The organism is Kordiimonas sp. (assembly GCF_048264555.1).
Lineage (GTDB): Bacteria > Pseudomonadota > Alphaproteobacteria > Sphingomonadales > Kordiimonadaceae > Kordiimonas.
The window spans coordinates 339,234-360,405 of record NZ_JBLXCX010000002.1; the positions used below are offsets into that span (position 1 = coordinate 339,234).

Here is a 21,172-nt window from a genome sequence, read left to right on the forward strand (position 1 = left end):
ATCAACAAATAAATAATGCGGAGAAGCTCGACCCCCGGGCTCCCACTGCCGACCACTTCAACACCGGACAGTAAAAATTTAGTAAAGGATAGACGCTTGTTTACGGAAAAACCAACATAAACCCGCAACTTTGCCGGTATCATTTATGCCAATATTGCGAAAAAAAAGGGGGAAGGCAGGACCTTCCCCGAGATAACCACCCACTGGGACGGGTTAGTGGGTGGTGTAAACTTTAAAAAGCCGCCTAGCTGCAGCCGGAGGTGCCACCGCAGGTATCGCATTTCAGGCATGTGCCATTGCGCACCAGCGTGAAGTTGCCGCATTCACCACAGGCATCCCCTTCATATCCTTTCATGCGGGCAGCGGCGCGCGCGTCAGCTGTCGCGTCCGTTGCACCGTTGGTCATGGCGGACCCGATGGATACGGTGCTGGTGGAGCCGTGTGTGCCGGTCGCCATGGCGACCGTCTCAAGCTCTTTGTCATCCTTGGTGGTTTTGCTTTTAAGCACCACAAGGTTGCTGCCCCGAACGTAACCAGAGGACGCGAACTTCTGTACGCGTTCAAGGGCTTCGGTCACTTCATCATCAAGGGCAGGAAGACCATCACGGGCATCCCCGCGGCCTGTGGTGTCAGGCGCGAAGTCCGCCGGCGTTGCGTGGGCGAGATCGTCACGACCAAGATAAGAGATCGCAAGCTCCCGGAAGATATAATCCAGAAGTGAGGTGGCCATCTTGATGGTCTCGTTTCCTTCAACTCGACCGAAGGGCTCAAACCGGGTGAATGTGAAGGCGTCAACAAATTCTTCCAGAGGCACGCCATACTGAAGGCCAATGGAAATGGCGATGGCGAAATTGTTCATGAGCGAGCGGAAGGCCGCGCCTTCCTTGTGCATGTCGATAAAGATTTCACCGACAGAACCATCATCATACTCACCAGTGCGGAGATAGACCTTATGGCCGCCCACAATAGCCTTTTGGGTGTAACCCTTACGCCGTTCAGGCAGGCGTTTGCGTCTTGCGGCCCCTTCACGCTCCACCTCAACGATTCGTTCAACGATGCGTTCAGCAACCACTTCCGCGCGCTCGGGCAGTGATTTTTCCTCGAATTCTTCTTCAAGGTCTACATCATCAAGGAGCGATGCGTTCAGCGGCTGGCTAAGTTTTGAGCCGTCCCGATAAAGGGCATTGGCCTTGAGCGCCAAGGACCAGCTAAGCTCGTACGCTGCCATGCAGTCATCCACATCTGCGGCATTGGGCATATTGATGGTTTTCGAGATTGCGCCCGAGATAAACGGCTGTGCTGCGGCCATCATCCGGATATGGCTTTCCCACGAGAGGAAACGTTTGCCAATTTTGCCGCATGGGTTTGCGCAATCGAACACATGATAGTGCTCTTCTTTCAAGTGCGGTGCACCTTCAAGGGTCATGGAACCAGAGCAGTAGAGATTAGCTTGCGCGATTTCTTCCTTGCTAAAGCCAATGGCCGCCAGAAGGTCGAAGTTGAAATCATTCAGCTGTTCGTCGTTCAGGCCAAGCTTATCTTTGCAGAAATCTGTTCCAAGCGTCCACTGGTTGAAGACAAACTTGATGTCGAAGGCATTTTTGAGCTGCTCTTCAAGAAGGTCGATCTCGCGATCACCAAACCCGCGTGCACGCAGGCTTTGATGGTTGATGGCAGGTGCATCCTTGAGCGTGCCGTGTCCAACAGCATAGAGGGAAATTTCTTCCATCTGTTCAGGCGTATAGCCCATAACTTCAAGGGCTTGTGGCACAATACGGTTGATGATTTTGAAGTAACCACCACCCGCAAGCTTCTTGAACTTCACCAGCGCGAAATCTGGCTCAATGCCCGTGGTGTCACAGTCCATGACAAGGCCGATAGTGCCGGTTGGCGCGATGACAGACGCTTGCGCGTTACGGAAACCATGCTCTTCACCAATTTCTAGTGCACGGTCCCATGCCTCAGCCGCAGCCACAGCAATTGCCTTGTCCGGGCAGCCTTCAATATCAAGCGGTACCGGGTTGGTATTCAGCTTTTCATAGCCATCATCCTGCCCGTAGGCGGCGCGGCGATGGTTGCGAATAACCCGAAGCATATGATCAGCGTTTTTCTTGTAACCAGGGAAAGCGCCAAGCTCGGATGCCATCTCGGCCGACGTGGCATAGCTTTCACCCGTCATCAGGGCGGTGATAGCGCCGCATAGCGCACGTCCTTCGTCGCTATCGTAGCCGAGACCGAGGCTCATGAGAAGCCCGCCAATGTTGGCAAAGCCAAGCCCAAGCGTACGGTACTCATAAGAAAGCTTGGCAATTTCCTTGGACGGGAACTGCGCCATCATCACGGAAATCTCGAGCACCATGGTCCAGAGACGTACCGCGTGCTGGAAGGAGGCGACTTTGAAAGCACCATCTTTCGCACGGAATGTCATCAGGTTGAGGGATGCGAGGTTACACGCCGTGTCATCAAGGAACATGTATTCCGAGCAGGGGTTGGATGCACGAATATCGCCAGATGCAGGGCAGGTGTGCCAGTCGTTGATAGTGGTGTGGAACTGAATGCCTGGGTCAGCACATGCCCATGCGGCATGCCCCACATCGCGCCACAGCTCCGCCGCACTCATGGACTTAGTGACAGTGCCGTCCGTGCGGTTGGTCAAATGCCAGTCACTGCCTGCTTTGACCGCATTCATGAAGTCGTCGCTCACGCGGATGGAGTTGTTTGAATTCTGACCGGATACAGTCAAGTAAGCGTCTGAATCCCAGTCCGTATTGTAAGTTTTGAACTCGATTGAGGTGTAACCCTGACGCGCGAACTGGATAACCCGTTGCACGTAATTTTCAGGGATCATCACCTTGCGTGCAGCGATGATCTCTTTTTTAAGTTCATCGTTTTCGCGCGGTTCAAAGGCCTTATCGCCGAGCGATGCTTTGCCTTCATGACAGGCTTTGATGATACGGTTCAGATGAATTTCATTTAACTTCGAACCTGAAACAAGGGCTGCAACTTTTTGTTCTTCAATAACTTTCCAGTTAATGAATTCTTCGATGTCTGGGTGATCAATGTCGACAACAACCATCTTGGCTGCGCGGCGCGTTGTGCCGCCAGACTTGATTGCCCCGGCAGCGCGATCACCGATTTTCAGGAAGCTCATAAGGCCTGACGACTTTCCGCCACCTGAGAGTGCTTCCCCGTTTCCGCGAATGTTGGAGAAGTTGGAGCCGGTGCCGGAGCCGTATTTGAACAGCCGTGCTTCGCGGGTCCAGAGGTCCATAATCCCGCCATCGTTCACAAGGTCATCCGATACGCCTTGGATGAAGCAGGCATGTGGTTGCGGGTGCTCATAAGCACTTTTTGACTTCACAAGTTTGCCGGTTTCAAAGTCTACATAGTGGTGGCCTTGCGCCGGGCCGTCGATGCCGTAAGCCCAGTGAAGGCCGGTATTGAACCACTGCGGCGAGTTTGGTGCCGCCATTTGTGCCGCAAGCATGAAACGCATTTCGTCAAAGAAGGTGCGGGCATCTTCTTCACTGTCGAAATAGCCACCTTTCCAGCCCCAATAGGTCCAGGTGCCTGCCAGCCGGTCAAAAACCTGCTTGGCACTGGTTTCCGAGCCGTATCGCTTATCTTCCGGCATGGCTTTAAGGGCGGCTTCGTCAGCCGTTTTGCGCCACAGCCAGCTCGGTACACTTTCTTCTTTAACAGGCTTCAGGGCCTGAGGGACACCGGCTTTACGGAAGTATTTTTGTGCGATGATGTCTGTTGCCACCTGGCTCCAGCCGGTTGGCACTTCAACATCAGGCATATGAAAAACAACAGATCCGTCAGGATTGCGAATTTCACTGACCGCTGTACGCCATTCAAGGCCAGCATATGGACAGGATACATCTTTCGAAAAATGGCGTTCGATACGCATGCGGTTCCCCCGTGAGATTTCCACCCAGTCTTTGCTGGTAAATTACTGGACATGTGGGTGCGGGGTGTCCGTCAGAAAGTGTCATTAGCCGCCCAAGCTGGCTGACGTACTGAATATATATGGTCGTGCCGCTACCTTCACTAACCCACAATATCTTGTGGGTGCGCCCTTGTTGGCCACAAGTTTAGGTCTGAATATTCGCGAACGACAAGGCATATTTTCTATATATTGTGGTTGACAGATGGAAAGCTACTAGCTGACGCAGTTCGACTCACGGGAGGTCAATGAGTCGATGAAATTGCCTTAATCTGCACACAAATTAGACCTAGATAGAAGCATGCGGAACAATGTGCGACAGCCTCTCGCGAATCAGAGCCGAAAGCGGCCCGTTAGCGTTGGCACGGCGAAGAATTGTCGCGCTTGGGTCCTTGCTGCTTTTCCTCAAGCAACAAACGTGCTAAACGACCCGAAATTGACCGAGTAAGTATGGAAATGTCGCTATGGCTGGTTTGATCTCGAAACTGTTTTCTTCGCCCATCTTCACCTGGTGGAACAGCGCAACGATTGGCACCCTTCTTTTCACAAGCCGTAAGGGCGTGAAAGTAGGTGAGGACGATCAGGGCAACGTTTACTATCAGGAGAAAAACGGCCGCAAGCGCTGGGTGATCTACAAGAACGGCCCGGTTGAGGCATCGCGTGTTTCTGCTGATTGGCATGGCTGGTTGCACTACACCATGAAAGATGCGCCAAGTGAAAAGCCTTTGGTTAAAAAAGCGTGGGAAAAAGAGCATCAGCCTAACAAAACGGGCTCAGCGGAAGCATATCTTCCTGCAGGTGCTTTGGGTGTTGTAGGTGAACGGGCCGCAACTACCTCTGATTACGAAGCCTGGAAACCTTAAAGCGAATTTGACGCTGACGGGTTGAAGCCAGGCACGATGACGGAAGAAATTTATGTCGAGTAATTTGGTTGAAAGTCTGATCGGCGCGCTTGTTCTTATTGTTGCGGGCTGGTTCCTTGTTTTCGCCTATGAGCGCACCGATGGTGCCGTGGCAGAGGGCTACACGCTCTCAGCAAGATTTGACCGTATTGACGGCCTTGGTGTTGGGGCGGATGTTCGCCTTTCGGGCATCAAGATTGGCACCATCATATCAAGTGATCTTGACCCACAAACCTATCAGGCGATCGTCAAGTTTTCGGTAGCAGACCAAGTGAAACTGCCGCAGGACACTGCAGCTGCGATTACCTCTGAAGGGCTTCTTGGGGGCTCATACCTTAGCCTTTTGCCGGGTGGTTCGCTGGATAACCTTGCGGCCGGAGACGAAATCTCGGAAACGCAAGGGGCGGTCGATCTTATCGGTCTTCTTGGTAAATTCATGTACGGCGATTCTGATGGCGGCAAAAAGGAATAGCTTTGCCGCGCGCCTCGTCGCGCTTTCGCTTACCGCGTGTGCATCCATACCAGCTTTCGCAGTGCAGAGCACACTGGAGCAAGGCGCAGAAGCCCAGGGCAATATTCATCACAGCACAGTGGTTTTGCGTGCGCTTGATAAAATAACGGCGCGGATCACCGAAATTGAACTGCCAGTCGGTGAGGAGGGGCATTTTGGTACCCTTGCGCTTAATGTGAGATACTGCCGTACACGCCCACCAATCGAGCCACCTGAGACTTTCGCTTATATCGAGATTGATGATATCAAGCGTGGCGGTACACGGGAGCGTGTGTTTGAGGGCTGGATGGTGGCCTCAAGCCCGGCGCTGAACGCGCTTGAACACCCGGTTTACGACATCTGGGTGATGAGCTGCAAAACCGATTCCCCTGAAGCCCAGGGCGATAGCCGCTGAAAATCGGCGGTTGTGTGGGTAAGGGCTTTTTCTAGCCTTTGGTGATAGTCCAGCCTCGATATCTCTTGCGTACCAAACTGCTGCAGATGCGTGGTGATAAACTGCGTGTCGAGAAGCGTATAGCCTCCTGCTTTCAGACGCCCTACGAGATGTACAAGCGCGACCTTGCTGGCGTTTGTTTTGGTGTGGAACATGCTTTCGCCAAAAAAGGCACCCGCGAGGGAAACACCATATAACCCGCCGACAAGCTCACCCTCCAGCCAACATTCAACAGAATGGGCGAAACCACGGCTAAAGAGGTCGGTATAAAGTTCTTCAATGCGTTCGCTGATCCATGTGGTTTCCCGCCCGCGTGCGGGCATAGAGCAGGCGTTCACGACATCGCGGAACGCGGTATCGATTTTAACGTCAAACTTTTCCTGACGAACCAGCTTGGCAAGAGATTTAGGCACGTGGAAACGGTCGAGCGGGATGATGCCACGCGCATCTGGGTCTACCCAGAAGAGCTCATCATCATCACGGCCTTCAGCCATCGGAAAAACGCCAGAGGCGTATGCCTGGAGAAGGAGATTAGGGGTTATGCTGTCGTGTGGCATAACCCCTAATTTACATTATTCTGGTTTGTTGGTTTCAAGGAATTTTTCAAGCCAGTGGATATCATAATCCCCTTTCTTGAAGTCCTCATTGTCCATCAACGCCTGATGAAGCGGGATCGTGGTGACAACACCGTCGATCACATATTCCTCGAGAGAGCGACGCAGCCGCAGCAAACAGCCTTCCCGGGTGTACCCGGACACGATCAGTTTGGCGACCATGCTGTCATAATAGGGCGGGATGCGGTAGCCAGCGTAGACCGCACTATCACAGCGCACGTTCAGCCCGCCTGGTGGATGATACTGGGTCACCGTGCCAGGGCTTGGCATGAAGGTGAATGGATGCTCAGCATTGATGCGGCATTCGATTGCGTGACCAAAGAAACGCACCATATCCTGCGTGTAGGAAAGCTTCTCGCCAGAGGCAACGCGGATCTGCTCACGCACAATATCGATGCCGGTGATCATTTCTGTCACGGGGTGCTCTACCTGAACACGGGTGTTCATTTCAATGAAATAGAACTCACCGTCTTCATACAGGAACTCAATGGTGCCAGCGCCGCAGTAACCGAAATCGGCCATGGCTTTGGCGACAATTCCGCCCATGCGCTCCCGTGTTTCACCGTCGATCACCGGGGAAGGGGCCTCTTCAAGCACCTTCTGGTGGCGGCGCTGAAGGGAACAATCCCGCTCGCCCAGGTGAATACAGTTGCCGTGACTATCCCCGATGATCTGAAACTCGATGTGCCGGGGTTTTTGCAGGAACTTCTCGATATATACCGCATCATCACCAAAAGCGGCTTTTGCTTCGGTGCGGCAGGTTTGCAGCTTTCGTGGCAGTTCTTCTTCGGTGCGCACAATCTGCATACCGCGGCCCCCACCACCGGCAGATGCCTTGATGATCACGGGGAAGCCGATTTCGCGGCATACCTTGCGGGCTTCCTCATCATCGGTGATACCACCGTCGGAGCCGGGAACCACAGGAATGCCAAGCTTTTTAACGGTTTCTTTGGCAGTGATCTTGTCACCCATCATGCGGATATGATTGGGCTTGGGGCCAATAAATGCGATTTCGTGTTCGCCAACGATGTCGGCGAAATGCGCATTTTCAGAGAGGAAACCATAGCCCGGGTGAATTGCATCCGCGCCGGTAATTTCGGCCGCGGATATAATCGCCGGGATATTCAGATAGCTTTGCGCCGAAGCGGGTGGGCCGATACAAACGCTTTCATCCGCAAGCCGCACATGCATGGCATCACTGTCTGCCGTAGAGTGCACAGCGACCGTTTTGATACCCATTTCATGGCATGCACGGTGAATGCGGAGCGCGATCTCACCACGGTTAGCGATCAGGACTTTTTCGAACATCTGATGCTGTCCCTATTCGATAATGCAGAGGGTTTCACCAAATTCTACCGGCTGGGCGTCAGCAAAGAAGATTTCTTTTACTGTGCCTGACCGTGGCGCGGCGATTTGGTTCATCACCTTCATCGCTTCAATAATAAGCAGCGTGTCGCCTTCCTTGACCTTGTCACCCACTTTGACAAATACGTCAGCACCAGGGGTTGGCGCGGTGTATGCTGTACCAACCATCGGAGCAGGGACCGCACCAGGATGGTCAGCTGGGTTAGCAGCAGCGGGCGCAGCCGCAGGAGCCACAGGTGCTGCAGCAGGGGCAGACGGCGCTGGTGCTGCAGCTGGCACTGCCGCAGGCGCTGTATAGCTCACGTTCGCTGGTACTTCACGCGCAACACGAATACGGAAATCTTCTTCTTCAACCTCAATTTCTGAGAGAGAGGATTTATCCAGAAGCTCAGCAATTTCACGGATAAGTTCTTTATAATCTTTGATTTTAGACATGTATTAGGCCCTTAACCCTTGATCGTTATTTGACGCGCAGCATACTCGCTATCGCGTCAATCGCAAGCACATATCCAACCGCACCAAATCCGCAGATCACCCCCTCGGCAACATCCGAAATATAGGAGTGATGGCGAAATTCCTCCCGCGCGAAAATATTGGAAAGATGTACTTCAATGACAGGCGTTTTGATTGCAGCTATCGCATCCCGGATTGCAACGGATGTATGAGTATAGGCGCCAGCATTGAGAATAATGCCAGCGGTATCATCCGCCCCTTCCTGAATCCAGTCCACCAGCGTGCCTTCGTGGTTGCTTTGGCGAAAATCGATCGCAAAACCACGGCCAGACGCGTGTTCCTTGAGCATAGTGCCAATCTCAGGCAATGTTTGGGAGCCGTAGGTCTCTGGTTCGCGGCTTCCCAGCAGGTTGAGGTTGGGGCCGTTGAGAACCAGTATTCTTGGCATCTCGGTATCACTCATAGAACACGTCCAATGTTTCGACAGACTGCTTGAAGCCCTCTGTATAATGCCATATGGATGGCATGCAAAGCCGCATCAACAAGAATTCGGCGGAAAGTGTGCCCATGCACATCGCAACAGCCTATTAAGGACAAGAGTATCGTGATCAGTATCACCGTGAATGGCGAAACGAAAAAACTGCCTCCGGGGCAGGGCCTGGCAGAGTTTTTGAGGGATATAGGCCTTGAGCCATCGAAGGTTGCTGTAGAACGCAACCTGGAGATTGTCCCCAAATCAACCTTCGCTGATGTGGCGCTTCAGGACGGCGATCAGTTGGAAATTGTACATTTTATCGGCGGAGGAAACAGCACCGTGGCAGGACAGAGTGATAGTTGGCAACTGGCGGGTAAAACCTATAACTCTCGCCTGATCGTTGGCACCGGCAAATATAAGGATTTTGACGAGACTGCAAAGGCCGTTGAAGCGTCTGGTGCGGAGATTGTCACCGTTGCCGTGCGCCGGGTGAATGTATCCGATCCCAACCAGCCCATGTTAGTAGACTATCTTGATCCCAAAAAAATTACATACTTGCCAAATACTGCGGGCTGTTTTGACGCTGATAGTGCCGTGCGCACGCTCAGGCTGGCGCGCGAAGCTGGCGGTTGGGATCTCGTGAAGCTTGAGGTGCTTGGGGACCAGAAAACGCTCTATCCCAACATGCTCGAGACATTCAATGCAGCAGAAGCCCTGATCAAGGACGGCTTTAAGGTAATGGTTTATTGCTCTGACGATCCTATTGCGGCCAAAAAGCTTGAAGATATGGGATGTGTGGCGATCATGCCGCTTGGCGCGCCTATTGGTTCCGGGCTCGGTATTCAAAACCCGGTACAGATCCGCCTTATGATCGAACAGGCGAATGTGCCGGTGTTGGTAGACGCGGGTGTTGGTACAGCGTCTGACGCGGCGGTCGCGATGGAACTGGGCTGTGATGGTGTGCTGATGAATACTGCTATCGCAGAAGCCAAAGACCCTGTCCGTATGGCGCGGGCCATGAAGTTGGGTGTTGAAAGTGGGCGACTTGCTTATCTCGCGGGGCGTATGCCGAAGAAGCGGTATGCGGATCCGAGCTCACCGCTTTCAGGGCTGATATAAAGTCTGGATCGTTAACCTATAAAAAAGGCCGCTGATGCGGCCTTTTTTGATGTTCTAATTTTATTGCGAAGCGTCCGCCAGCTTCTCTCTGGCGCGGGAGACCGCCTGTTTCAGGCGATCATATCCTTCAGCCCCGAGCACCACGTCTTTGCCGATGATGTAACCGGGGGTGCCTTCAAAACCAATATCCTGGCCGATTGCGAGCGTGTTTCCGATACGCTTGTCAATCAGCTTGTCTGCCATGTCCGCCTTAAGCCGGGTAACGTCCAGCCCAACGCTTGCGGCGGTTTTGTAGATCGAGTCTTCCGTTACAGAAACACCCGAACTCATAAGCGCAGTATGAAACTCTTCAAACTTGCCTTGCTTGTTGGCAGCCAATGCCGCTTGTGCCGCGAGGCGTGAAATCGCTTTCTCTTCAGGACGGTCAAGTACCGGGAACTGCTTAGGGAGCAGGCGAATGTTGCCATCTTCTTCAACGAGCCGCATCACATCAGGGAAGTGGCGGCGGCAATAACCGCAGCGATAGTCAAAAAATTCAACGATTGTGACGTCGCCATTCGGGTTACCGAGAACTGGAGCGTCCTTGTCTTCCTCAAGGAAGCTCCGGTACATCTCAATGGAGGGCAGCATCTGGGCAACGGTTTGGCGGCGCTGAAGTTCCCGGATCGCATACATAACGATCTCCGGGTTCTCAAGCAGATAGTCTTGCAGTACAGCCTCAATTTTGGCGCGTTCTGCAGGGTCAATAGCCAGCCTTTCCTCAGCATTTGCGTTCTGGAATGCGGCGCCAGCGAGTGCGGCGGCGAAAACGATCGATTTGGAATTCATAAGGTTTGATACTTTCTACTCAAATTCTTGCAGGCGCCGCCGTTCTTGCTCCCGGCGTTGCCTCTCTTGTTGGCGTCTGAATTTTTCTGCAGCTTCCTGCGATACATAAAGAATATCCTGTGCGCGCAGCCATTCTGGTGTGCCTTCGTCAAAACCTTCCATAGCCCGCTGAGCATGCATAACGGCTTGCATAGGCGACCCACCTGAATAGAAGCGCTCAGCCGTCGCGAGGCTGGCTTCTGCTTCCCGGCCCATCCATGCATACGCTTTGGCGAGGTTAAACCAGGCAAAGCTGTTGTTGCGGTCTTGTCGGGTCGCTGCTTCAAGGATGGGGATGGCGTCGGCCATCAGTTTTTCATCTTCCGTGGAAACCATGGCTTGCCCGAGTGCCGTTGCGATAAGTGGCTGACGGGGCGCTAGTTCAACGGCCTTTTTGAAAACCGGCAGGCTCTGTTCAACATGACCGTTCTCGAAAAGAATCTGGCCTTTGATCTCATAAAAATACGGATTGTTGGGCTCCATCGCGATCAGTGCGTCAGCCTCGTTTAGGGCGGCATCCCATTCAAGAGCCTTGTGGTAGGCATAAACGCGCGCGTAACGCGCAGATGCGCTCGTGTCAGAGAGCGGATAATCCCGTAGCGTCCGACGAGGCTCAAATAGATATCCAGCAAGCTTTGCCTTCAGCCGATTGAACTTTTCATTCATATCTGGGTTTGGTGCTTGGCCAGCAAAGGGGCTATCACCCACCACTTCCTGCAACTGCATGATACGCGTGCGGTTGAGGGGGTGGCTGCGCACATAGGGGTCTTGCCGTACTTGCGCGAGGATTTCCTGATCACGAAGCTTCTCGAAAAAGGCGATCATACCTTCACCCGGTATGCCTGCCTCCTCGAGGTAGCGGGCGCCAGCTAGGTCGGCTTCGCTCTCTTGGCCACGGCTATAGGCGAGAAACTGGCCCTGAGCCATGGACTGGCCGGCCATCATGATACCCATGCCTGCGTCAGCGCCGCCTGCGAGAATAGCGGCCGCACCGAGTACCATGGAAAGGATCGAAGTGGTGCCTGCAGTTCCTAAAGCGCTTGCCGTCCGCACCCTGTGGCCGCAAGCAATGTGACAGGTTTCATGCGCCATAACGCCCAGGAATTCATTCACATTGTCGGCTTCAAGAATAAGGCCCGAGTGAATGAAGATGTTTTGACCACCGGTTACGAAAGCATTGACGGAATTGTCGTGCAGAAGATAGAGGTGGACAGAGCTGGGGTTGAGCCCTGCCGCTATGAAAATAGGGTCGGAAACTTCATGAAGAAAGTCTTCTGTCTCAGCGTCGCGAAGGATTGATTGTGCTCTTACTGCAGAAAAAGGCAGCACAAGTAAAAGCAGAACAGACGCGGTTATTTGTTTAAAGGCTTTTGACAAAATATTTCTCCAACACCGTGTGCGAACGCTAGGGCTCATGGCCTTAATCGTCAATGAACAATGATTGACAAGCGCGTGAAAGCCAGCCTCAAACCATATTGAAACAAAAAGGCGGCGAAGCTGTGGCCTCGCCGCCTTAATCTCGTGACTTTCGGGTGGTTATCCGAAGGTGCGTTGCCACCACCCTTTACGCTTTGGGCCGCCTTCGCCCTCCGCTGGTGAAGTGGGTGTGGATTCAGATGAACCAGCATCCGCACTCACCTTGATGGACTGAACAGGTTTGTCCTTGGCAGCAGGCTTCTTGGCGGCAGGTTTAGCCGGTGCCTTTTTCTCAGACTTCACCACCGGTGCCTTTGGCGTGGCTTCTGCTGCGACTGTTGCCTCAGCTTCATCGGCTTTCTTCGGTGCACGCCTGCGGCGGGCAGGGGCCTTGGCTTCCTTCTTCTCAGCGGGCGCAGCTTCTGGCGTATCAGAAGCAGCCGCTGCATCGACCTTGTCCGCTGCTTTACGCCGTGGGCGGCGTTTTGGTTTCTCTTCCACAGGTGCAGCATCCGGAGTGTCACTCTCGGCAGCAGCTAAATCTGGTGCAGGCTCAGCTTTTTTGCGGGTGCGACGGCGTGGTTTTGGTTTGTCCTCTGCGGCTGTTTCGTCACTGGCACTGTCAGCGGTTGTCTCTGCAACCGCATCTTGTGATGCTTCATCAGATTTTTTGACAACACGGCGACGACGGCGTGCAGGCTTTTGTGGCTCCGCAGTTTCGGTGCCAGCAGCGTCGCCTGCGGTTGCAGGTTCAGCGCTTTCTGCTTGATCCGTGGTATCCGTTTGGGCTTCAGCCGTTTGCTGGTCGGCATTCTGGTCAGTTGTCCGCTCACGGCGGCGGCGGCCGCCACGGCTACCTCTGCGGCGGCGAGGGCGATCCTCCCGCTCAGCACCAGCTTCATTGCCGTCGGCTTTTGCTGCAGCATCGTCCTGACCAGCTTCGTTCGCATCCTCGTCCGTGGAAGCGTCGTTACCTTGTGCCACTGCATTTTCGGTGTTTTCATCACCGCGTCTGCGACGACGACGACGACGGCGCTTGCGGCGAGGTTTGTCGTCCTCAGACTTTTCTTCATGATGATGTGATGCTGTGCGCTCTTCAGCAACCGGCGCAACAGGTGCAGCACTTGCCGCACTGTCAGGTTTAACGGCTGCTGTCTCAACCGGGCCTTCAGCCTTGGCGCCAGCTACCTGTGCTTCACGGGTAACTTCAACTTCGGCAGGTGCCATGCTTGGCGAGGAAAGCACTTCGATAACAAAGTCATAGCTGCTTTCAAGATCAGAGAGCATCGCGCGTTTTTTGTTGAGAAGATAGATCGCAACCTCAGGGCTCGCGGTTACGCGCACAACGGAGCTGCGACCACGAATGCCTTCTTCTTCCAACTGACGCAGTACCATAAGGGCCGCTGATTCGACAGAGCGAACCACACCTGTGCCGCCACAGGCGTTACAGGTTTCCATGCTGGCTTCAAGGAGATTTGGACGCAGCCGCTGGCGTGACATTTCCATCAGGCCGAAGCTTGAGATGCGGCCAACCTGAATACGCGCACGGTCGTTTTTAAGAACGTCCTTCATGCGGCGCTCAACAGCACGGTTATTGTTGCGTTCTTCCATATCAATGAAATCGATCACAACAAGGCCAGCCATGTCGCGGAGACGGAGTTGACGTGCAACTTCTTCGGCCGCTTCCATGTTGGTTTTGAGCGCGGTTTCCTCGATGTTGTGTTCGCGTGTGGCGCGACCGGAGTTCACATCGATAGAGATGAGCGCTTCCGTTGGGTTGATCACGATGTAACCGCCTGAACGCAGTTGCACCACGGGCTGGTACATCGCCTCCAAATGGTTTTCGACCTGATACCGGTGGAAAAGTGGAATACGGTCCTTGTAGTGCTGAACTTTCTTCGCGTGGCTTGGCATCAGAAGCTTCATGAAGTCTTTGGCTGCGCGATACCCTTCATCACCCTCAACCAGAATCTCGTCCACATCACGGGTGTACAGATCCCGGATCGTGCGCTTGATCAGGTTACCCTCTTCGTACACAAGGGCAGGGGCAACTGACTGCAAGGTCAGCTCACGGATACCGTTCCAGAGACGCAGAAGATACTCATAGTCCCGCTTTACTTCTGCCTTGGTACGCTTCATGCCCGCAGTGCGAACGATGAGGCCCATCTCTTCAGGAACTTGCATGTCTGAGATCATTTTCTTCAGACGTTTGCGGTCTGTGGCGCTGGAGATCTTGCGGCTAATACCACCTGAATGGGTGGAGTTAGGCATCAGTACACAATAACGACCTGCCAGCGAGAGGTATGTTGTGAGAGCCGCGCCTTTGTTGCCGCGCTCTTCTTTAACAACCTGCACAAGCAGCACCTGCCGGCGCTTGATAACTTCCTGAATGTTGTATTTGCGCTTGAGGGCCCGAAGACCACGGCGACGAGCCGCAGCTTCTTCGATCTCAGCGTCTTTTTCATCTTCGTCGCTGGCTTTAACGTCAGGCGCTTCATCGCCCTCTTCGTCATCGTGCTTTTCAGCAGCGTCCGGCGCAGATTCTGTGGCGACATCATCATGCGCCATTGTCTCTGCGACAGCTTCTGTTTCAGCCGCAATGAGCTCTTCCCGGTCTTCAACCGGGATTTGATAATAATCTGGGTGGATTTCGCTGAAAGCCAGGAAACCATGGCGGTTGCCGCCATATTCCACGAACGCTGCTTGCAGGGAAGGTTCAACGCGAGTTACACGCGCAAGATAGATATTCCCTTTAAGTTGACGTCTCGTTGCAGATTCGTAGTCAAACTCCTCTACGCGGCTTCCCTTAACAACAGTGACCCGCGTCTCTTCAGAGTGACGCGCGTCGATAAGCATTCTTGTCGACATAAACTACTTCTCCGGATGCTTGGCCGCGCGGGCACGCCCTCAGAAAGGGGGGCGCTGGCCAAGTCCAATTTATATGATGGTACTTCAGTAGGTGTGGAGTAGGCAGTCCCCGGAAGACCACAGACAACAGAAGATGGTCGCTGCCCAATATATATAGGCAGACCTGTCTTATGTTTTTTCAATGCGCAAAGCCTTTTGGCCATTGCCGGTTCTTGTCCTTATTCGGCTTTGGGTCCGGTGGCGAGCTAAGCATAAAGCCAGCCCACGAGAGCGTTCCATCAAAGCCAGACCCGCCGCGCGCATGCGACCGGTCGATAAACTCGCAGAGCTAAAATAGTGAAGTCGGGCAAGCATTACAATCTAAATTGTCTGCCTTGAGCAATGATGTTGCTGATTTGCCGTAATAAAGCGGCAAATGGGCCCGATTGTCGCCATGTGAATTTGTTTCTCTTGAGAGATTAAGGCGTTGTTCATAGTATGAGCGGCAAAATCAGGAAAAAAGGAAGCGTTCGTGGGGAATTTCTGTGCTGCGTCTGTTTAGTTTAATCTTGCTTGTTGCCGGAGCCTTGATGGGGACGTCCACATCATCTACGGCAAAGGATGTGCAGATTGATGGTCTACGGTTCGGGGTGAACGGAGACACCACACGCTTCGTCCTTGATATCTCCAATGAGACAGAGCCAAGCATCTTCCTTCTCGCAGACCCGTACAGGGTAGTTATCGACCTTCCTGAAGCGAACTGGCATGCCGACAGCGCCGTGCAAACTACCGGTGCGGTTGATGGATACCGCCACGGGCTGTTTGCGCCGGGTGTCTACCGTATCGTCTTGGACCTCAAGGAACCAGCGACAGTCAAAGCCGCCTTCAGCCTCCCGCCGCGTGGGCAGTACGGACACCGATTTGTTCTCGATCTGGAGCCTGCATCCCGCAGCAGTTTCCTCGCAGCAGTGCAAAGCAGTAAAGATGAACGTCCTGTTGTTGCGACAGCGTCGGTGCCCGATGTAACAGCGCCGCGAAAACGTATTGCGGGCAAGAGGGTTGTGGTTATTGACCCGGGCCATGGCGGCCCAGACCCAGGAAACCTTGGTGTTATTGGGGTCCATGAAAAGGTAGTCGTGCTTGAGATTGCGCGCGCTATTCGTGATGAGCTCAATAAAACAGGCCGCTACGAAGTTCATCTCACCAGAGACAGAGACATCTTTCATCCGGTACGCGAACGTTTCAGGATCGCGCGGCGTCATCACGCTGATCTCTTTATCAGTGTGCACGCGGATTCTATCGCCAACTCCAAAGTGAGTGGCGCAAGCGTCTACAATCTCTCAGAAACCGCGTCGGATAAGGAGGCGGGGCGTCTTGCCGCGCGGGAGAACAAGTCCGATGTGATTGCCGGGGTGAATCTTGACGAAGCTGATGACGAGGTTTCTAGCATCCTGATTGATCTTGCACAGCGCGAAACCATGAATTTTTCTGCGCAATATGCCAACGTCTTGGTGCAGGAACTTGCGCGTGATGTGCCGATGCTCGGCCGGAGCCACCGGTTTGCCAACTTAGGAGTTTTGAAAGCACCCGATGTGCCATCAGTGCTTCTTGAAGCCGGGTATCTGACCAACAAAACCAACGCTCGTTTCATCAATAGCGACAATGGACGTAAGAAAATCGCGCAAGCTGTTCGCCGCGCGACAGATCGGTATTTCCAGCAGATGGTAGCGCTCGGGCGGTGAAGCTTGCGCAAACACTGAAAATTTAAGGCGATAATTGCGCAGATGGCAATGAAGTGCCATAACGCGGCAACAATGCCATAAGGGCGACACATTCTGGTGCCAACTGTATAAACTGGTGTGCTTTGCTAGGAAGACCCGTACGAGGCCATGACAGATCAGGAACAGAAGAATAGTGATGATAAGCCGGTAAAGGCTAAGCGTCCGCTATGGCGGCGATTGGTCAAGTTCGGACTTATCTCCGGTGCGCTTGGTGTTGTCGCCGCGGGCGGCGCTGTGCTCTGGGCGATCATCTACTATGGCCGCGATCTTCCTGACTATCGGCAGCTTGCGAACTATGAGCCCTCAATTGTGACCCGCATTCACGCTGGGGACGGTAGTTTGCTGACAGAATTCGCACGACAACAGCGTCTTTTTGTGCCGATCAATGTGATCCCCGAAGGTTTAATTGAGGCTTTTCTTGCTGCGGAAGATAAAAATTTCTATGAGCATGACGGGCTTGATTATCTCGGCATGGTGCGCGGCAACCTAAGGAACGTACTGAACGTGCTGCAAGACCGGCCTTTGCAGGGCGGCTCCACCATCACGCAACAAGTGGCACGTACCTTCCTCCTGACCCTCGATCAGCGCCTTGACCGCAAGATCAAGGAAATGATTCTGACGCTTCGGATTGAACGGGCGTTTTCAAAAGACCGTATTCTTGAACTGTATCTGAACGAAATTTATTTCGGGAACAGGTCATACGGTGTGGCAGCCGCCGCGCTCAATTATTTTAACAAGGCTCTCAATGAGCTGACAGTTGCTGAGATGGCTTATCTTGCAGCTCTTCCGAAAGCGCCAAATAATTATCATCCGGTGCGCAACAAGGAACGTGCGCTCGGACGGCGTAACTGGGTGTTGTCACGCATGTATGAGCTTGGCCATATCGATGAAGCCACCTATCGCGAAGCGGTCGCTGAAGACCTTGTTATGCATGAGCGTGAAGGCCACGCGCGTTTCGAAGCCGAACATTTCGCCGAAGAAGTTCGCCGCCGCGTAGGGCGTATGTATGGTGACCGGGTGCTTTATGAGGGCGGACTTTCCGTTCGCACGTCACTTGAACCACGGCTTCAGGCGATTGCAGAGCGCACATTGCGTGAGGGGCTTGTTGCCTATGATCGGCGCCATGGTTGGCGTGGGCCAGTTGGCCGCACGGTGATGGACAGTGAGTGGGCTGAACGTCTGCGGGCCTTCAAGAAGCCTCTTGGTTTTGCAAGTTGGTCATTGGCGGCGGTACACGAGGTTCGTGAAGACGGCGCAATTATCGGCCTGAAGGACGGCAACTTTGGTTTTGTACCTTTTGACGAGATAACCTGGGCGCGTGCCTGGCGCCAAGGTGAGCGCTTGGGCCCAAGCGTGAAGGATACCGCACAAGTTTTGTCTGTTGGCGATGTTATTGCCATTGAGCCCCTGAGTGCAGACAAGACAACCACAATTTCCACCTTCTGGAACGCCAAAGGCGAGCCTATTGGCACGGTGCAAAACTATGGTTTGAGGCAAGTGCCGGAGATTGATGGCGCCTTGGTCGCAATGGACCCGCACACCGGCAGGGTTTTGGCCATGGTTGGTGGCTTCGATTATGCAGCCAGCCAGTATAATAGGGCCGTGCAGGCTGAACGGCAGCCAGGCTCTGCCTTTAAGCCATTTGTGTATGCAGCAGCGCTGGATAACGGCTTTACACCAGCAAGCCTTGTTCTTGATGCGCCATTTGTGATCGACCAAGGTGATGGTCAAGGCAAATGGAAACCCAAGAACAGCTCAAACAAGTTTTATGGACCCAGCACCTTGCGTCTGGGGATTGAGAAGTCCCGCAACCTGATGACCGTGCGCCTTGCGCAGCATTTAGGTATGGGCACGGTGATGGATTACGCTGGCAAATTTGGCCTAGCAGAAAATATGGAGCCTTCACTGGCTGCCTCACTGGGGGCTGGCGAAGTTACCCTCCTACAGCTTACAGCGGCTTACGGCATGCTGGTGAATGGAGGTAAAGAGATTTCGCCTTCCTTGATTGACCGTATACAGGACCGCCGCGGGGAGACCGTCTACAGGCATGATGAACGCACCTGCATGCCGTGCGAGTTAACCTGGGACAGAAACCAGCGTGAACCACAGTTGCCTGACAATCGAAAGCAGATTTTGGACCCGCTGACGGCGTATCAGATGGTGTCCATGATGCAAGGCGTGGTGGAAAACGGTACTGGCCAGAAAATTAAGTGGCTTAGAAAACCGCTCGCGGGCAAAACGGGCACAACCAACGATAGCCTGGATGCTTGGTTCATCGGCTTTTCAGCTGACCTAGCCGTTGGGGTTTTCACTGGGTTTGACCGCCCCCGCTCACTTGGTGACGGGGAGGAAGGATCATCCGTCGCGGTGCCAATATTCCGGGACTTTATGGCGGAGGCGCTGAAGAATGAACCGGGTGTGCCGTTCCGTATGCCATCAGGTATACGCCTCGTACGGGTAAACGCTGAAACCGGCCAGCCCGCAACGATGGGGGACACCAATATCGTGCTTGAAGCTTTCAAGCCGGGAACCGAACCTCGGGCAGGGCAATACGCAGTGCTTGACGGTTCGCTCGAAGACGCTAAAACAAAAAGCACAATTCGAAAAGGCACTGGCGGGATTTACTGACCGCCCCGAGCATTCGTTTCGGGCCACCCTGTATAGAAGGACTTTGTTTATGCGTGCGGAAGCTCAGGCAACCGTCGACCAACTCCAGCAGTCAATGGCGCTGCTGAGGAGGCATCTTTGACTGGGATCGGGCTTTACTGAGGCTTGAAGAGCTGAATGCTCTCGCTGAAGATCCTGATCTGTGGAATGATCCCCAAAACGCACAGAAACTGATGCGCGAGCGTACCAAGCTTGATGACGCAATTACAGCCGTGCGTGAAATCGGGGATGACCTCGAAGCGACCGTTGAAATCATTGAACTTTCAGAAATGGAAGACGATGAAGACATGATCAAGGAAGCTGAAGGGCAACTTAAGAAGCTGGCAGAACAAGCCAAGACGGCAGAGCTGAAAGCGCTGTTGTCTGGTGAGGCGGACGGCAACGACACTTACGTTGAAATTCATTCAGGTGCGGGCGGCACAGAAAGCCAGGACTGGGCTTCCATGCTGTTCCGCATGTATATGCGTTGGGCGGAAAAACGTGGTTTCAAGGTTGAAACTGTTCAATATATGCCAGGTGAAGAAGCGGGCATAAAATCTGCAACCCTTCAAATCAAGGGCGAGGACGCATACGGCTGGCTCAAGACAGAGTCCGGTGTGCACCGGCTTGTTCGCATATCGCCATATGACAGTAACGCCCGGCGGCATACGAGTTTTGCCTCTGTTTGGGTCTATCCTGTTATTGACGATTCTATCGAGATCGATATCAATGAAGGCGACCTGAAGGTTGATACCTACCGGGCATCGGGGGCAGGTGGTCAGCACGTAAACACGACTGATTCTGCGGTTCGTATCACGCACCAACCGTCTGGTATTGTGGTGCAGTGTCAGGCCGAGCGGTCACAGCACAAAAACCGGGCTGCTGCCATGAGCATGCTTAAAGCACGACTTTATGAAGCCGAGTTGCGCCGCCGCGAGGAAGAAGCGAACGCCGTGAATGCGCAGAAGACGGAAATCGGTTGGGGGCATCAGATACGCTCATATGTCATGCAGCCTTACCAGATGGTGAAGGACCTGCGGACGGGCGAGGAATCTGGCCAGCCGGATAAGGTACTCGATGGAGACCTTGACCCGTTCATGGCAGCCGCGCTTGCGGCCCGTGTCCACGGCGAAAGTTCTGACGTTCAGGATATAGATTAATAGCGGCCATTGTGCCCGATCAGCCACTTGGGGATGAATTGTGAGCAAAGAAACAGAGAACGAAAAAGAGAAGGGTAAATCGGGCAGTGAGCAGATCAACAAGATCCTGTTTGATGCACGGAAGATCTTTATCACCGGTGAAATTGATCAGGATGTTGCGCGCGCCACCTGCGCGCGGCTGATGGCGATGGATCATGTATCCCATGATCCGATCACGATCGTGATTTCATCGCCGGGTGGTCATGTTGAATCTGGCGATATGATCCATGACATGGTGAAATTTATCAAATCGCCGGTCAAGATGCTGGGTACAGGCTGGGTGGCTAGTGCCGGTGCGCTTATCTACGTTGCAGCAGACAGGGAAAACCGCTTTGCCACGCCAAACACCCGGTTCCTGTTGCACCAACCTTCGGGCGGCGTACGTGGTGATGCGACCAATATTGATATTCAGGCTGTGCAGATCGTGAAGATGCGTGCGCGTCTCAACCAGATTTTTGCTGACGCCACAGGGCAGAAGTTTGAGAAAATTGAGGCGGACGTTGATAGGGACTTTTGGCTTGGATGCGAAGACGCGGTGTCATACGGCATTGTGGGCAAAATCGTCTCAAGCCAGGATGAAGTTTCTTAAGCGGCA

The 21,172-nt window shown here is 53.6% G+C and carries 16 protein-coding genes; 8 read left to right on the forward strand and 8 right to left on the reverse strand.

The window, feature by feature from the left end:
- Window positions 1–244 precede the first annotated feature (244 nt).
- Window positions 245–3,913 carry a vitamin B12-dependent ribonucleotide reductase gene (locus ACN0XZ_RS06685; protein WP_417456958.1) on the reverse strand — a complete coding sequence of 1,223 codons (3,669 nt, stop codon included), beginning with the start codon at window positions 3,911–3,913 and terminating at the stop codon, window positions 245–247.
- Window positions 3,914–4,413: 500 nt separating this feature from the next.
- Here ACN0XZ_RS06685 and ACN0XZ_RS06690 point away from each other — a divergent pair, with 500 nt between their 5' ends.
- From ACN0XZ_RS06690 to ACN0XZ_RS06700, 3 genes are read left to right on the forward strand one after another with little or no spacing between them, the layout of a single operon-like run.
- Window positions 4,414–4,812 (forward strand): NADH:ubiquinone oxidoreductase subunit NDUFA12, encoded by a 399-nt coding sequence (locus tag ACN0XZ_RS06690; protein ID WP_417456959.1) that lies wholly within the window; start codon window positions 4,414–4,416, stop codon window positions 4,810–4,812.
- Between the two features lie 52 nt (window positions 4,813–4,864).
- Window positions 4,865–5,323: an outer membrane lipid asymmetry maintenance protein MlaD gene (mlaD, locus tag ACN0XZ_RS06695; RefSeq protein WP_417456960.1), complete on the forward strand. Its 459-nt coding sequence runs from the start codon at window positions 4,865–4,867 to the stop codon at window positions 5,321–5,323.
- On the forward strand, window positions 5,304–5,756 hold the full coding sequence (locus tag ACN0XZ_RS06700; protein WP_417456961.1) for a DUF2155 domain-containing protein: 453 nt from the start codon (window positions 5,304–5,306) through the stop codon (window positions 5,754–5,756). Before mlaD ends, ACN0XZ_RS06700 begins: the two co-directional genes overlap by 20 nt.
- Here ACN0XZ_RS06700 and aat read toward each other — a convergent pair.
- From aat to aroQ, 4 genes are read right to left on the reverse strand one after another with little or no spacing between them, the layout of a single operon-like run.
- Window positions 5,693–6,352, reverse strand: a complete 660-nt coding sequence (gene aat, locus ACN0XZ_RS06705; RefSeq protein WP_417456962.1) for a leucyl/phenylalanyl-tRNA--protein transferase — start codon at window positions 6,350–6,352, stop codon at window positions 5,693–5,695. The genes ACN0XZ_RS06700 and aat overlap by 64 nt on opposite strands.
- A 15-nt stretch (window positions 6,353–6,367) precedes the next feature.
- On the reverse strand, window positions 6,368–7,717 hold the full coding sequence (accC, locus tag ACN0XZ_RS06710; protein ID WP_417456963.1) for an acetyl-CoA carboxylase biotin carboxylase subunit: 1,350 nt from the start codon (window positions 7,715–7,717) through the stop codon (window positions 6,368–6,370).
- Window positions 7,718–7,729: 12 nt separating this feature from the next.
- A complete protein-coding gene (gene accB, locus ACN0XZ_RS06715; protein ID WP_417456964.1) occupies window positions 7,730–8,209 on the reverse strand; it encodes an acetyl-CoA carboxylase biotin carboxyl carrier protein in 480 nt (159 codons plus the stop codon).
- Window positions 8,210–8,234: 25 nt separating this feature from the next.
- A complete protein-coding gene (gene aroQ, locus ACN0XZ_RS06720) occupies window positions 8,235–8,690 on the reverse strand; it encodes a type II 3-dehydroquinate dehydratase (RefSeq protein ID WP_417456965.1) in 456 nt (151 codons plus the stop codon).
- A 141-nt stretch (window positions 8,691–8,831) separates the two neighbouring features.
- Between aroQ and thiS the strand changes: the two genes are divergently transcribed.
- On the forward strand, window positions 8,832–9,821 hold the full coding sequence (gene thiS, locus ACN0XZ_RS06725; RefSeq protein WP_417456966.1) for a sulfur carrier protein ThiS: 990 nt from the start codon (window positions 8,832–8,834) through the stop codon (window positions 9,819–9,821).
- Between the two features lie 60 nt (window positions 9,822–9,881).
- Here thiS and ACN0XZ_RS06730 read toward each other — a convergent pair whose 3' ends face one another.
- The 3 genes from ACN0XZ_RS06730 to ACN0XZ_RS06740 all read right to left on the reverse strand — a co-directional run bounded on the left by ACN0XZ_RS06730 (window position 9,882) and on the right by ACN0XZ_RS06740 (window position 14,972).
- The gene (locus tag ACN0XZ_RS06730; protein ID WP_417456967.1) at window positions 9,882–10,649 is read right to left on the reverse strand and encodes a DsbA family protein; all 768 of its coding nucleotides are present in this window, start codon (window positions 10,647–10,649) and stop codon (window positions 9,882–9,884) included.
- A 15-nt stretch (window positions 10,650–10,664) separates the two neighbouring features.
- Window positions 10,665–12,065, reverse strand: a complete 1,401-nt coding sequence (locus tag ACN0XZ_RS06735; RefSeq protein ID WP_417456968.1) for a M48 family metalloprotease — start codon at window positions 12,063–12,065, stop codon at window positions 10,665–10,667.
- A gap of 159 nt (window positions 12,066–12,224) precedes the next feature.
- The gene (locus ACN0XZ_RS06740) at window positions 12,225–14,972 is read right to left on the reverse strand and encodes an Rne/Rng family ribonuclease (protein ID WP_417456969.1); all 2,748 of its coding nucleotides are present in this window, start codon (window positions 14,970–14,972) and stop codon (window positions 12,225–12,227) included.
- A gap of 569 nt (window positions 14,973–15,541) precedes the next feature.
- Here ACN0XZ_RS06740 and ACN0XZ_RS06745 point away from each other — a divergent pair.
- From ACN0XZ_RS06745 to ACN0XZ_RS06760, 4 genes are all read left to right on the forward strand, one after another.
- Entirely contained in the window at window positions 15,542–16,693 is a 1,152-nt protein-coding gene (locus ACN0XZ_RS06745; RefSeq protein WP_417456970.1) for an N-acetylmuramoyl-L-alanine amidase, read from the forward strand.
- Between the two features lie 147 nt (window positions 16,694–16,840).
- Entirely contained in the window at window positions 16,841–19,360 is a 2,520-nt protein-coding gene (locus ACN0XZ_RS06750; protein WP_417456971.1) for a penicillin-binding protein 1A, read from the forward strand.
- A gap of 49 nt (window positions 19,361–19,409) precedes the next feature.
- A protein-coding gene (gene prfB, locus ACN0XZ_RS06755; RefSeq protein WP_417456972.1) for a peptide chain release factor 2 occupies window positions 19,410–20,538 on the forward strand; the annotation gives its coding sequence in 2 pieces (ribosomal slippage) (window positions 19,410–19,478 and window positions 19,480–20,538; 1,128 coding nt in all).
- A 40-nt stretch (window positions 20,539–20,578) separates the two neighbouring features.
- Window positions 20,579–21,166 (forward strand): ATP-dependent Clp protease proteolytic subunit, encoded by a 588-nt coding sequence (locus ACN0XZ_RS06760; protein WP_417456973.1) that lies wholly within the window; start codon window positions 20,579–20,581, stop codon window positions 21,164–21,166.
- The last annotated feature ends 6 nt before the right edge of the window (window positions 21,167–21,172 follow it).

Bases quoted from the DNA above. Each gene is read 5' to 3' on its own strand.
- ACN0XZ_RS06685 (WP_417456958.1), bottom strand. From the start codon at position 3,913: ATGCGTATCGAACGCCATTTTTCGAAAGATGTATCCTGTCCATATGCT.
- ACN0XZ_RS06690 (WP_417456959.1), top strand. From the start codon at position 4,414: ATGGCTGGTTTGATCTCGAAACTGTTTTCTTCGCCCATCTTCACCTGG.
- mlaD (WP_417456960.1), top strand. From the start codon at position 4,865: ATGTCGAGTAATTTGGTTGAAAGTCTGATCGGCGCGCTTGTTCTTATT.
- ACN0XZ_RS06700 (WP_417456961.1), top strand. From the start codon at position 5,304: ATGGCGGCAAAAAGGAATAGCTTTGCCGCGCGCCTCGTCGCGCTTTCG.
- aat (WP_417456962.1), bottom strand. From the start codon at position 6,352: ATGCCACACGACAGCATAACCCCTAATCTCCTTCTCCAGGCATACGCC.
- accC (WP_417456963.1), bottom strand. From the start codon at position 7,717: ATGTTCGAAAAAGTCCTGATCGCTAACCGTGGTGAGATCGCGCTCCGC.
- accB (WP_417456964.1), bottom strand. From the start codon at position 8,209: ATGTCTAAAATCAAAGATTATAAAGAACTTATCCGTGAAATTGCTGAG.
- aroQ (WP_417456965.1), bottom strand. From the start codon at position 8,690: ATGAGTGATACCGAGATGCCAAGAATACTGGTTCTCAACGGCCCCAAC.
- ACN0XZ_RS06730 (WP_417456967.1), bottom strand. From the start codon at position 10,649: ATGAATTCCAAATCGATCGTTTTCGCCGCCGCACTCGCTGGCGCCGCA.
- ACN0XZ_RS06740 (WP_417456969.1), bottom strand. From the start codon at position 14,972: ATGTCGACAAGAATGCTTATCGACGCGCGTCACTCTGAAGAGACGCGG.
- ACN0XZ_RS06745 (WP_417456970.1), top strand. From the start codon at position 15,542: ATGGGGACGTCCACATCATCTACGGCAAAGGATGTGCAGATTGATGGT.
- ACN0XZ_RS06750 (WP_417456971.1), top strand. From the start codon at position 16,841: ATGACAGATCAGGAACAGAAGAATAGTGATGATAAGCCGGTAAAGGCT.